10 protein-coding genes and 2 pseudogenes are annotated in these 12,881 nt (G+C 60.6%); 10 read left to right on the plus strand and 2 right to left on the minus strand.

Annotated elements, in window-relative coordinates; translation table 11 throughout:
* Positions 1 to 87 precede the first annotated feature (87 nt).
* The 9 genes and pseudogenes from Q2M23_RS42135 to Q2M23_RS42175 all read left to right on the plus strand — a co-directional run.
* Positions 88 to 375, plus strand: a pseudogene (locus Q2M23_RS42135) (transposase); the annotation flags it as partial.
* A gap of 695 nt (positions 376 to 1,070) precedes the next feature.
* A complete protein-coding gene (locus tag Q2M23_RS42140; protein WP_092229199.1) occupies positions 1,071 to 1,523 on the plus strand; it encodes a universal stress protein in 453 nt (150 codons plus the stop codon).
* A gap of 84 nt (positions 1,524 to 1,607) precedes the next feature.
* Complete coding sequence (locus Q2M23_RS42145) at positions 1,608 to 3,287, plus strand: Na/Pi symporter (RefSeq protein ID WP_316399286.1); 1,680 nt, start codon at positions 1,608 to 1,610, stop codon at positions 3,285 to 3,287.
* Between the two features lie 507 nt (positions 3,288 to 3,794).
* Complete coding sequence (locus tag Q2M23_RS42150) at positions 3,795 to 4,295, plus strand: DUF1269 domain-containing protein (RefSeq protein WP_316399287.1); 501 nt, start codon at positions 3,795 to 3,797, stop codon at positions 4,293 to 4,295.
* A gap of 605 nt (positions 4,296 to 4,900) precedes the next feature.
* Positions 4,901 to 5,143 (plus strand): hypothetical protein, encoded by a 243-nt coding sequence (locus Q2M23_RS42155; protein ID WP_316399288.1) that lies wholly within the window; start codon positions 4,901 to 4,903, stop codon positions 5,141 to 5,143.
* Complete coding sequence (locus Q2M23_RS42160) at positions 5,091 to 5,732, plus strand: MFS transporter (protein ID WP_316399289.1); 642 nt, start codon at positions 5,091 to 5,093, stop codon at positions 5,730 to 5,732. Before Q2M23_RS42155 ends, Q2M23_RS42160 begins: the two co-directional genes overlap by 53 nt.
* A gap of 37 nt (positions 5,733 to 5,769) precedes the next feature.
* On the plus strand, positions 5,770 to 5,970 hold the full coding sequence (locus tag Q2M23_RS42165) for a hypothetical protein (protein ID WP_316399290.1): 201 nt from the start codon (positions 5,770 to 5,772) through the stop codon (positions 5,968 to 5,970).
* Positions 5,922 to 6,215 (plus strand): annotated as a pseudogene (locus tag Q2M23_RS42170) (IS701 family transposase); the annotation flags it as partial. The gene Q2M23_RS42165 and the pseudogene Q2M23_RS42170, both read left to right, overlap by 49 nt.
* 245 nt (positions 6,216 to 6,460) lie before the next feature.
* Positions 6,461 to 7,363: a PPK2 family polyphosphate kinase gene (locus Q2M23_RS42175; RefSeq protein ID WP_316399291.1), complete on the plus strand. Its 903-nt coding sequence runs from the start codon at positions 6,461 to 6,463 to the stop codon at positions 7,361 to 7,363.
* Positions 7,364 to 7,430: 67 nt separating this feature from the next.
* Here the strand turns inward: Q2M23_RS42175 and Q2M23_RS42180 are convergent, their stop codons facing one another.
* Positions 7,431 to 10,181 carry an HAD-IC family P-type ATPase gene (locus Q2M23_RS42180; protein ID WP_316399292.1) on the minus strand — a complete coding sequence of 917 codons (2,751 nt, stop codon included), beginning with the start codon at positions 10,179 to 10,181 and terminating at the stop codon, positions 7,431 to 7,433.
* A gap of 878 nt (positions 10,182 to 11,059) precedes the next feature.
* Between Q2M23_RS42180 and Q2M23_RS42185 the strand changes: the two genes are divergently transcribed.
* A complete protein-coding gene (locus tag Q2M23_RS42185) occupies positions 11,060 to 11,278 on the plus strand; it encodes a hypothetical protein (protein WP_316399293.1) in 219 nt (72 codons plus the stop codon).
* 1,089 nt (positions 11,279 to 12,367) lie between these two features.
* On the opposite strand, the gene Q2M23_RS42190 is transcribed toward Q2M23_RS42185, so the two are convergent.
* On the minus strand, positions 12,368 to 12,881 hold a 514-nt coding region (locus Q2M23_RS42190; protein ID WP_316399295.1), incomplete at its 5' end, for a hypothetical protein.

The raw sequence follows: 12,881 nt of genomic DNA on the forward strand, positions 1-12,881 counted from the left end.
TCTTGGTCCAGGGCATCGTGCTCTCCCTCGAATCTTTGCAAATCCGATGGAATCACACCCCACTGAGATCACTCACCTATTTTTTAGTCAGGCTCTGAGGCGGTGCTGGCATATCTCTCGCGCTATACACACCGCGTCGCCATCGCCAATAGCCGCCTGATCGCCTTCGACCAGCACCGTGTCACCTTCAGGTGGAAAGACTATCGTCTCGACGGCCGCGACCGTCAAAAACGCTTGACGCTCGCCACAGACGAGTTCATCCGCCGCTTCCTCATCCACGTGCTGCCAAAGGGCTTCCACCGCATCCGCCATTACGGCCTGCTGGCGCGCGGCGCCTGTGCCGGCAACATCGAACGCGCGCGCGAACTGCTCGCCGTCAAAGATCGTCAGGATGGGCTCACGGAGACCCTCGTCGACATCGCCAAGCCGCCGTGTCCATCCGTCACGCGGCTCACCAACATACGTTCACTGGCGTGAGCCGCCAACCCCAACCGGTCCAAACCCGACGCCATCGCGTGCAACCACCATACGCCGCGTAACTCCAACCGGGCGCTCCCCAGCCGGGCCCCCAGCCAGGTCCTCCCCACCCCCAGCCAGGACCCCATGCGGCCGCGCTGGCGAGCCCGAGGCCGATACCTATTCCTACCGCTGGTGCACCCCAGCCACCCCCGCGCCAACCGCCGCCATGCCAACCGCCGCCGTGCCATCCACCGTGAAAGCCACGTTGGGCGGACACCCCAGTAGGAGCCAAGGCAAGCACGGCTGCAACAGCGAGAGCGAATAACGGCTTCTTGACCATGACCACCTCCAGTTTGAGTTGTGCGGCATAAACGCTGCGCGATCAGCTTGGTTCTTGTCGCGTCAATCACCAGGACGAGATTAGTGAGTTCGGTAGGCTGAACACCTGCTTATCGGTAAGTGGCAACCCAGTACCCGGTGGGCTCTCCGCACAGCCCCTATGGGACATGGATGCTGTCCTATGCAGCAGGCCATAGACGGACCGCGACGATCGAACGATATTGGAAGATCATCAGCTAAATAAAACGCTCGACGATCAAGGGAGCTTGCGAATGTATGCCAACATTCTCTTGAGCACGGATGGATCGGATGTCGCGAGAAAAGGCATTAAGGAAGGCGTCGCCCTGGCGAAGGCGTTGAATGCCAAAGTGACAATCATCACCGTGACGGAATCACTGCCGGTCGACTATGGAAGCGGACACGCCGGGGGATGGTTTCCCTCGCAGGAAGAATTTGATCGCTTTGACGCGGCAAAAAAAGAACGAGCGGCCAAAATCCTCGATGAAGCGCGGGCCATCGCCGCGAAGGTCGGGATGTCTGCCGAGCTCTTGCATGTTCCTAATGCACACCCCGCCACCGCGATTGTCGACACAGCAAAGTCCAGAGGTTGCGACCTGATCGTCATGTCCTCTCATGGGCGTCGCGGCTTCAGAAAACTGTTGTTGGGGAGTCAAACGTCGGAGGTCCTGGTCGACGGAAGCGTGCCCGTGTTGGTTGTGCACTAGCGAATTGGGTGCTCGGCCGTCTTCTCTCTACAGCTTTGTTAAAGCGCGCGAGCTGGCCTGATCGTCATCCACTCAGGGACCCGCATGTCTATCGCAATCTCGGCCCTCGGCGGCGTGGGGCTCTTCCTGCTTGGTATGACCGTGATGACGGACGGCTTGAAGTTGCTGGCCGGCTCCGCCCTCCGCACTGTGCTCGCCAAGGCGGCAGCGACTCCGCTGCTCGGCTCCTTCTGGGGCGCGATCGTGACGCTCCTGGTGCAGTCCTCTAGTGCAACAACCATGACGACGATCGGACTTGTGAGCGCAGGTTTGTTGACGTTCCAGCAAGGGTTGGGACTCGTCTTCGGCGCGAATGTCGGCACGACCGCGACGGGCTGGCTGGTTGCGCTGGTGGGCGTGCGTGTCTCGCTCACGTCAGCCGCGCTGCCGATGATCTTCGTTGGTGCGTTGACCAAGCTTTTGACGCGCGGACGAATATCTGGGGTCGGCGCCGCGGTTGCAGGATTTGGGCTTGTGCTTTTCGGGCTGACCACCCTGCAGCAAGGCATGGGCGGACTAGCCGAACGATTGCATCCGGCGGACTTGCCTGCAGTGCTTGCTGGTCCCGAAGCCCAGTGGTGGTCGGGCCTGCTGGGCGTGCTGGCGTTGGTGGGGGCCGGGCTGGTGATGACCGCGCTGATGCAGTCGTCAACCGCAGCGGTCGCGGTTACGTTATCCGCCTACTACGCCGGTGCGATCGGGTTGGACCAGGGCTGTGCGCTGATCATCGGCCAAAATATCGGGACGGCGACGAGTTCCGCATTGGCGGCGATTGGTGCGAGTACCACCGCCAAGCGGCTCGCCATCGCCTATGTCCTTTTCAAGCTTGTCGCCGCCATCATCGCGCTGATGTTCTTTCCCGTCGTCATCCCTCTGCTCGTGCGTAGCTCAAACAGTATCGACGGCGTCACACTGCTGGCTGGGTATCACACCGCGTACAACGTCGTCGGGGTCGCGGTCCTATTGCCTCTGGTCGACTGGTTCACGCGACTAGTCGAGCGCATTTTGCCGGAGCGTGGCTCGCCGCTCACGCGATGCCTCGATACCTCGGCCCTGGCTACACCCGTCGTCGCGGTGGAAGCGGTGCGTCGAACGATCGCGCGTGTGCTCGCAAAGCTATGTGGTTCGATCGAGGCGGCATTGGCCGGCCGCGCTGAGCCAATACGTCTTGGGGAGGCGGCATCGGTACAAGACGCGGCCGATGCCCTGCGTCAGGCGCGAACATTTTTATCCGACGTCAGGGGACCATCTGAGACTGGCGACGAGCAACGGCGGCGCACGAGCACATTGCACGCACTCGACCACACGTCTCGACTGACGGAAATCGCGAAGGCAGGAATTCACGCCAATTCGAAGAATGGCGGACCGGAGGAAATCCGCGCTGCGGAGCTGTGCATGGAAGCGATGCGAAGCGCCGCCACGATTGCGCAGGAGGTGGCGGGCTTGCCCCGCACCACTGACTCGCCGCAAGTCACCGAAGCCGAACTCCGCGCCGACGTCGGTCGGCGCGTGACCTCGACTGACCAGGCCCTGGCCGAGTTGGAGCATTGTACGACACAACTTCGGGGCGTGTTGCGCACTCACCGCAGTTCGACTGTCGGGGCAGTCGCCAATGCAACACTCACCGCCGACGCGGCGCTCACTCGCGTCGAAGCGGTCCGAAACATCGAAGCGCTCTCGCATCACGCTTGGCGCTCTGCAGCCCATCTTGTCGGTCGCGGCTAGAGGCTACGTGGCGTTACGTCGGATGATCTTCAGCAGAAGGAGACCCATGCCAAGGGCAAGCGCGATAATTCCGGCGACAAGACATCCGTTTGAACCGGACTCGAACCCGATCGCGATACCGAGGACGCCGAACGATCAGGACCAATCCCCCGAACTTCTTCAGTAGTAGCGTCGAGCTGTCAGCAGTGTACGCGGCCATGATAAATCTCCCGCTCTGCAGCACTAAACTATCATGCTTGCGCCCCGAGGCTAGACCCGGGTCGCATGTTACTGCACGCGGGGCTGCGTTTTTCGCGCAAATTCGCGCATCTGGACGCTCGCACCAGCTCCATCCCCGCATATGACAGTTGGGCTTACTCAAACTGCGGTGAGAGGGTCACATCTCTTAATTGTGAATGGGCGGTCGGCGTTTGAGGCGGCGCCGGATTTATCAGTTCTGTGTTAGATTTTGGGCTCACATCAGAGTGCGTGAAGGGGCGGGACATCACATCGTTGCGGGAGAGCTCCATGTCGGATCTAGTCGCGATTGTGTATCCATCCGAAGCCAAAGCAGAAGAAGTTCGGCAGAAAATCCTCGAGCTCCAGAAAGAGTATCTGATCGCGATCCAAGATGCCGTGATCGCGGTCAAGACCGGCGAAACGGTCAAACTCAATCAACTCGTGAACACCACCATGGCGGGTGCCGCAGGAGGAAGCTTCTGGGGACTGCTGTTCGGAATCGTGTTCCTTAATCCCCTCATTGGCGTGGCGCTTGGTGCCGGCGCCGGCGCATTGGGCGGCGCGCTGACCGATTTCGGTATTAACGATCAGTTCATGAAGGACCTCAGCTCGAAGGTGAAATCGGGAGATGCCGTTCTGTTCCTGCTGATCAAGAGCATGACTGCAGACAAGGTCCTCAACGAAATCAAGGATCCGGGAGGGACCGTCCTGAAAACCTCTCTCGACGAAAAGAAAGAACAACATCTGCGCGACACCCTTGCCGTGGCTACTCAGGCCAAGGCTGCCTAGGCGTGTGAGGCAAAGCCTAGGGTTGGAGCTCAACGCCGCGGCAGTCTTCGCCGTCGCAGCAGTCGCTCGACATTTCTCCGGGACGCCGGGTCAGCGCGCGAGCGGTAAAGATGGTTGCGCAGTTTCGCGTGCGAAAGGGTTGGCCGAGCTCCGTTTGGCGAGTTCTCTTCCTGGGCGGTCAAGAACCAAGGTGGAAATCATGCGGAAATCGATTTTTTGGATGCTCGCTCTCGCGGCTGCGTTGGCGGTGGTGACGACGACGGGCAGTCGCTCGCATGCCGCAATTATCGGAGGACCGCTCGGCCTACATGAGGCCGCCGATGATCTTGGGCTTGCTGAGACTGTCCAATTCCGCTGGAGAGGCCACCGCTACTGTTGGTACACCCGCGGGTGGCGCGGCGCGGGCTGGTATCGGTGTGGCTTTGACTGGCGGCGCGGCCAGGGCTGGGGTGGTCCTGCCGGCTGGCATGGATGGCGGCACCCAGGCCGCCCGGTGGCTCGTCCGCCGAAGCCGGGCCGGCCGGGAATCCAGCGTCCACGACCGCTTCCCGACAGGGTGCCGGGTCGGCCGGGAGCCCGGCCATTGCCTGACAGGATCTGACGTGATGGAGACGCTCTCGCCGCCTAAGCACGCGCACTGGCCTTACATATCGACCGGGCATCTGCCTGAAGCCGAGACGGTGCAGGACCTCGTGCGCGAAGGGCACGCCCGCTTTCGATCGAACAATGACGGCGAGAACTCCAAGGTCTACCCGGCGCTCGAGCGAGCGCCGAGCGACCTGTTCGGCGTGTGCATTGCTGCTACCAGCGGGCAAATCTACGCCGCCGGAGATACCGACTACGAATGAGCGTGTCCAAGCCGTTCGTCTTCGCGCTGGTGTGCGAGGTCAAAAGACCCCGCTGCTTTCTCTTGAGGTCCTCGAGTCGGTCCAGGAACGCGCCGCGGTATATGCGATGTTCGCCGTCGTCGCGCTCGAGGCCTCCCTCAATTTCACAGTCCCGCTGTACATCCAGATCGTGCAGGGCCGCACGGCGATTGCGACCGCGATCGCGATGATGCCGTTCAACCTCACGGTCTTCTTCGCCGCGATGCTGATCGTGCGGCTTTACGGCCGTCTGACGCCGCGCCAGATCGGCCGCTACGGCTTCACGCTCTGCGCCATTGCGCTGGTGTGGCTGGCCTTCGTCGTCCGCAATAACTGGAACGAGTGGCCTGTGCTGCTCGGCCTGATCATTTTCGGTATCGGGCAGGGTTCGCTGGTCACCCGCGAGCGACGTCGGACCGCTGCGCGGCACCACACAAAATCTCGCTTCCGCCGTCGGAACGGCCACAGCCGGCGCATTGCTGGTTGGCCTCCTGAGCGCGATTGCGCTCGGCAGCATCGCGGCGAGCCCGAAGCTGACGCCCGAGCTACAGGCGCAGGTCGATCTCGATAGCATAAACTTCGTCAGCAATGATCGGCTGCAGGCCGTATTGTCCGGCACCACAGCAACGCCGGGGCAGGTCGCCGAAGCCGTGCGGATCAACACGGAATCTCGACAGCGCGCTTTGAAGATCGGTCTTTTGATCCTGGCCGGTCTGGCGCTGCTCTCGATCATTCCGGCCGGACGTCTGCCCGACTATCGGCCGGGCGAATTGCACGGTGGATTTGTGAGCAGGCGCATCAGCAGTTGAAGGAGGAACTTGGACTTGATCACTTCGAAGGGCGATCATGGCAAGGTCTTCATCGCCACGCCTTGATGACAATGATTGCCTACGCCTTCCTGCAACATCGTCGCCTCGCATACGCGGGGCGGAAAAAAAAGAATCAACGGGCCTCCGCCTCAGCCAACCATGCCAGCCGTACGTCACGCCATCGTCGATCTCATCCTTCGGCCGCCGTCTCAGCAGTGCCCATATTGCCGAAAGCAAATCCGTGAAAAACAGCGGCGAAAACACAATCTGCCAAAGTAGTGCTAACTAATCGCGAGCATTGCGAAGCCGGGCTCCACACGCTGCACTGCGGCCGCGCGGCGATCAGGCCGCGGCACACGGAGCCCGGTCGGCATGATAGGATAGGGCACGGCCCACCGAGGCGGGGCCATTGAACAGACAGCGCGAGGTTGTCTCTGTCTCGCGAGAATGTCTCCGTCCCAATCTCTGTCTTAAGAAGGGAGGACACTTCATGCCGAGAAAAGAGATTCTCGACCAGATCCAGAAGTATATCCACCCGTTCCGCATTTCCAGCGGCAAGGGCTTTCAGCTGAAGGACTTCGACCCCGGCGACACGCGCGGTCTGAACATGGAAAAGGACGAGGCTGCCGACCTTCTTCAACGCGGCACTCGGTGGCTCGCAGAAGAACAGGACATGCTCTATGCCCAGGACCGTTGGTCGTTGCTCCTCTTGTTCCAGGCCATGGATGCGGCTGGCAAAGACGGCACGATCAAGCACGTCATGTCGGGGGTGAATCCGCAGGGCTGCCAGGTCTTTTCGTTCAAGCAGCCCTCACGGGAGGATCTCGCACATGACTTCATGTGGCGCTACGTCACGCGGCTGCCGGAGCGTGGTCGAATCGGAATCTTCAATCGTTCCTACTACGAGGAGGTCCTCGTTGTGCGCGTTCACGAGGAAATCTTGAAGCGGCAGAGGCTGCCGCCGTCGTTCATGGGCACGCGGATCTGGGACGAGCGGCTCGCGGACATTGCACACTTCGAGGATTACCTTACCCGGCAGGGCATAATCATCCTCAAGTTCTTCCTGCATGTGTCGCGCGAAGAGCAGAAAAAGCGCTTCATGAAGCGCCTCGAAAATCCAGAGAAGAATTGGAAGTTCTCTCCATCGGACGTGCACGAGCGCAAGTTCTGGCGCGACTATATGAGCGCGTTCGAGGCGGCGATCGCGGCCACTGCATCGGAGCAGGCGCCGTGGTACGTGGTGCCGGCCGACAACAAGTGGTTCACCCGTCTTGTCGTCGCCGCGGCGATCGTGGAGGCTGTCGAGAAGCTCGACCTTGCATATCCCAAGGTGAGCCCGGAGCAGAAGAAGGAGCTGGCGGCGGCTCGTGCGCAGCTTGCGCGGGAAGCCTAGTTTCCAATCTCGAACGTAGCTCGGCAAGAGATCGAACCACGCGCGCAATCGTGCGAAAGAGAGAGGTTCACGCGCCGGCTTCCGCGGCGACAACAGCTTTCCGCAGAATGCCCGACGAGCGAATGACAAGCTTCTCCGCCTCCACGACAAGGAAGAGCAGAATCCCGCCCGAAAGAAGCCAGGGCCACACCCAAAGCGGGATGGCTTCGTTGCCAAACATTGCCTGGACCGGTGGTGCGTAGGTGAAAATCAGTTGCAGGATCACGACGGCAATGATGCCGAGCGGCAAATACGTGTTGCCCATATGCGCCTTCAAGGAGAGCGACGAATCGAGCAGGTAGCGGCTATTCAGCAAATAGAACACTTGGCCGATTGTGATGGCATTGACGGCCACCGTTCGGGCAAGCCCTTCCGATGCGCCTTGCGCCTTCATCCAGAAGAACGCGAGCAAGGTGTAGGCAAGCAGCGCCGAGCCGACAAAGATGATCCGCCAAATCCCGAAGCCGGTCACGATCGGGCGATCAACTGCCCGCGGGGACCGCTGCATCACATCGATCTCGTGCGGCTCGAAGGAGATGACCAGGCCAAGCGCGACCGAAGTTACCATATTGACCCAGAGTACCTGTGGGGCCGTGATCGGCATCGTGAACCCGACCAAGATTGCCGCCGCAATGACCAGCGCCTGCGCGACGTTGGTGGGCAGCAGGAATAGCATGGCCTTCTCGATGTTGTTGTAGACAGTGCGCCCCTCCTTCACCGCCGCCGAGATCGAGGCGAAATTGTCGTCGGCCAGGATCATTTCGGCGGCCTCCTTCGTGACCTCGGTGCCTTTGATACCCATCGCAACCCCGATGTCGGCCTTCTTGAGAGAGGGAGCGTCGTTCACACCATCGCCTGTCATCGCCACAATTTGACCGTTGGCCTGGATCGCTTTCACCAAGCGTAGCTTGTGTTCGGGGCTGGCGCGCGCGAAGACGTCAACGGCGCGGACGCATTCCTGCAACGTCGCGGTGTCCATGTCCTCGATTTCGGCGCCCGTGATCGCGGTCCTTCCGTCGCCGAGCCCAAGCATCTTGGCGATGGCGGCGGCGGTGATCTTGTGGTCACCGGTGATCATGGTGACCCGGATGCCGCCACCGTGGCACTCCTTGACGGCTTCGATTGCCTCTTTTCGCGGCGGGTCCAGCAGGCCGATCAGGCCGAGCAAGACCAGCGTCCTTGGCAGGTCGGTCGCAGTGAGAGCACCAGCCTTCAGATTCGGATTCTGCAGCCAGGCGAGTGCCAGCACACGTTCGCCTTGGGCCGCAAGCCTGTCCGATTGTGTGAGGAAGTGCTCGCGGTCAAGCGGGCTCGACTGGCCGTCGCCTGTCTGCTGGCGATCACAGTGCTCGATGATCACTTCGGGGGCGCCTTTGACGAGCAGGACTTGCTCTCCGCCCGCGGTTCTTTGGAGCGTCGCCATGAACTTGTGTTCGGATTCGAACGGAATGACGTCGATGCGCGGAGATGCAGCCTGCTCCGTCTGCCGATCCAGACCGAGCTTGGCCGCGAATGGATAGAGCGCGCCTTCAGTCGGATCGCCCTCCACCTTCCAGGTGCTTTCCTCCTTGAACAATTCCGCATCGTTGCAAAGCACGGAGACCCGGCCCATCAGCGCAAGCACGGCGTCCTTGCCCGCGGGCTGTCCGTCCTTTCTGATTTCCCCCTCCGGAGAATAGCCATCGCCCGTGACTTGATACGCGGAATTAGCTGTGACGGCGGAAACCACCATCATCTCCATGAGCGTCAGCGTACCCGTCTTGTCCGAGCAAATCCGCGACACCGAGCCGAGTGTCTCGACTGCGGGTAACCGGCGGATAATGGCATTGCGCTGGGCCATGCGCTGGACGCCGATGGCCAGGGTGATCGTGATGAGTGCAGGCAGTCCTTCCGGGATGAGCGATACGGCGATGCCGACGACCGCCTGGAACAGCTCCACAAAGTCGATACCCTTCACCCACTTGCCGTAGGCGAAGATCAGGACGCTGATCACCCCGATCGCCATGGTGATGGCGTAGCCGAATTTTTTGATTTGGCGCAGCAGCGGAGTCTCTAGAGGGCTGACATCGGCAAGCAACTGGTTGATACGACCAAGTTCCGTCTCACTGCCGGTCGCGACGACCAATCCGGCCGCGCGACCGGATACGACCATGGTGCCGGAAAATGCCATGCATTCGCGATCCCCGACTGTCGCGTTCGCAGACACCACGTCGACGCTCTTTTCCGCCGGCACCGATTCGCCAGTGAGGGCCGCCTCTTCGGTCCGCAAGTTCTTCGTCTCGAAAAGGCGTAGATCCGCTGGAATCTTGTCGCCTGACTCCAGGAGCACGACGTCCCCCGGAACGACCTGCTCCGCGGGAATCATGCGGGTCTCTCCACCGCGTACCGTCCGCGCTTCGGCGGACAGCATGTTGCGGATGGAATCCAGTGCCTTCTCGGCCTTACCCTCCTGAATGAACCCGAGGAGCGCGTTGAGAACGACGACGCCAAATATGATTGCCGCGTCGACCCATAGGTTCAGCATCAGCTTGGTGAATCCTGCGGCGAGCAGCACATAGACCAGGATGTTGTTGAACTGCGCGAGAAGCCTGGCAAATGGGCCCCGTTTTCTGCCTTCCGGCAAACGGTTCGGCCCGTATTTTCGAAGTCGGGCCGCTGCCTCAGCCGGGTCAAGCCCGTTTTCGCCACTTGTAGCCAGCCGCCTAATGACCTCGTGTTGAGGTGTCGCGTGCCAAGGCCGCAGCTCATTGGCCGTGTTCGCATTCGCTGTTGTGCTCATGCTCATGCTCGCCCGATGAAGAGGTGGTCGCCTTAGCGGGCGCAATGGCCTCGAGGGGCTGTGCGCAAGACGTCGGTATCGCTCATCGATCGATCAACGCGCGGGACGGCAAACACCCGATATCGAAGCTCGCCCTAAGTGCGAACAGGACGCCTGCCATAGTGCGGATGACGACCGCCGCGATGACGCCAGTGGCGATGCTTCGTCGGGTTTGTATTTCTGTTAGGTGTCGCGCTCCCGGTTGCAGGTGTGACGGATTGCTTTGGCGTGGGCGTGCCCTGGCCGCTTGACTGGGCCAGTGACGGGATTGCGGCGACAGCCGTAACCAATCCGCCAACGATCAAAGCGCCGCAGACAGTCCGGATCTTCATGCTCGCCTCCAGGTAGCAGCGGGACGCCACGACTCTAAATCGAGATTGCTCCGACGGCCAGCAATTGAAAAAAGCGCGCTTGGCGCTCCAGTCACTCGCTGGCTCTCCACCTCTGGCCCGGTGCGATTGGACAAAGATGCTGTCCTATGCAGTTTGTGCTGGCCATCTGCCGTTTGGGACGAAGATGATCCTTACTCGCTTTACCATCAGTCGGATTTCCGCTTTTGGGCCCCATCGCGACATATTGCGCTGCCGCACGAAGTCGGTCGCTATAGGGGCAAAGCAGACATTGCTTTAGTCGCATCACGCCGCCGGGTTTATGGGTACACGGCCTGGCCGTGGGTGAAAACCGGATATCCATTGACGTAACGAATCGGCCGTGATTCGATTCCGGCACTGGCTGCTACAGGCCAGGCAAGCGGCCCGCACAGATGCCGTGAGGCCATTCACATTTGAAAATCGCGAGTCGATCTAACGACGAGCAAACCTCGGTGTCGGAGAATCGCGATGCCATTATTCAATAGCGAAAGCTGGTCGGGAACAGCCACCGCTTCGGTGGTCGGCATTCTTATCGTAACAGCGCTTGCCTTTGCGGTCGTTGGTTATGTGGAGTGGTCATCGGACGCCAATCTGGCCCAATTCACGATCGACGACCGCGGTGGCCATGGCCAGCTCAACTCCGATTCTGCCTCTCAAGGGACGAACAGGTTGCGGGCAGGTCAATAAGTCGTTGCAGTCGCTTATTCTACCGCTCGAATGACACCGCAGAAAAGCACGCCGTGTCGTAACGAAGAGTGATCGCCGCGCTTGGGACTAATCCCTATGAGCCCGGTGTCCACCGAAGGGTGAAGGAGCGAGTGGCTTTGTCGGAGATAGTCTACCTAGCTCCCGGCTCTTACGTCCCCAACCCGGTCGGGAGTTAGAATGGCGACCTCCGGCGCGCCGCCGGCGTCGGGGGCGTTTTTCATGGAGCTTATGTAGCGCAGCGCGATTTTGGAGTGATTGACCGCAGGAAGCTGTCCAATCCGCTCTGGCTGCAGTTTTTCTTCTCGCTGGTCTGTTGCGGCGTTTCGGGACGTACTGGCGGCGTTCCGCTGCTCGCTCGGACGGGGGCGTGACAGCGAATTGGACGGTGGCTTTGGGGCAGTCGTTGCGGGTGAAGCATCGATGCCATGGTGCCGTACGCCATTGGCTCGCCCGACATGAGCTTCTAGTTAGGACAATCGAGCTGACGAATTAGGGCACCCGAATGGCCTCTTATGACCGGAATCCAGCGATGAAAGGGGGTGCAGATTTCCCCTTGTCCCCACCGAGCTTTACCGGCCCGGTTGAAAGCCCGGGGAGCAGGCGGACCCGCCAAGCTCCTCCGCTAGATGGGGGCGCTGCATGTCGGAGGTGCCTACCAGAAGCTGGCCCCCGCCAATAGCAAAACTGCGCCGATTGCCATCAGGAGCATGCCCGGCCAGTTCGCTTCGACCCCCAAGAATCCTAAGCCGCGATGTGACGGCTCGAGAGTGTCACCGGCCGGTCGACTAAGTGATCCGCGCCAAATAGCGGCGCGCGCCATGTACAATACTCCACCGAGAACGAGCAGCGCACCAAGTCCCAACAGGAACATTCTCCGCCTCCTCAGTTCAGAGCTACGGATTCAAGCGCCGGCAGCCGTGATTCGTTCTGGGTCGCCAAAGTGGAGGCAGAGGCACTCGACATCTCATGCCGCCGACCGATCTCCGGACGTTCAGCCGGGCGCCGACACCGCGCTTGCCGCTATCGTTGCAGGCTAAGCTTGGTCCTCTGCGGTCATCGGATGGACGCTCAACCTCTGGTACGGTTGGCCGCTTCAGCCTCCCGCGCCAGCCGTTCTGCCTTTAGACGCTCCCGGTTATCGTGGAACGCTTTTTGCGCTTTGGCGTAGTCGGTCATAATTTCCTTCGCCTTGACCGCTCTGAATGCCTTGTGGGCATCGCGTTCCGCAGCTGTCGGTGCCCGTCGGTCTCGGTCGCTAATCATCGTTGACCTCCCATTTGGGCTCAACAAGTCAACGCGTAGAGCTGGCTTTCGATCCTGTCGGCTAACCGGGGACATCTGGACGGCAATATTCACGCCGTTCAGTAAGCCAGTACGAGCAGGCGCTGCACAATGGCACCCAGGCAAACGAGCACCACCAGCAACTTGAGAAGATTCGCTAATCGGCCGTCGGGCGTGGGAGATGCGCGATTTTGGCGTTTCTGCGAATTCCGCCGCTTCCGCTCGATAGTCGTCCGTGAAGAATGCGGATTGACTTGAGAAATAAGCAGAATTGGTCTTGATGTAGTATTCGATTTTGCAG

Source organism: Bradyrhizobium sp. 33ap4, assembly GCF_032654765.1.
In the GTDB taxonomy this organism is placed as follows: domain Bacteria; phylum Pseudomonadota; class Alphaproteobacteria; order Rhizobiales; family Xanthobacteraceae; genus Bradyrhizobium; species Bradyrhizobium australafricanum.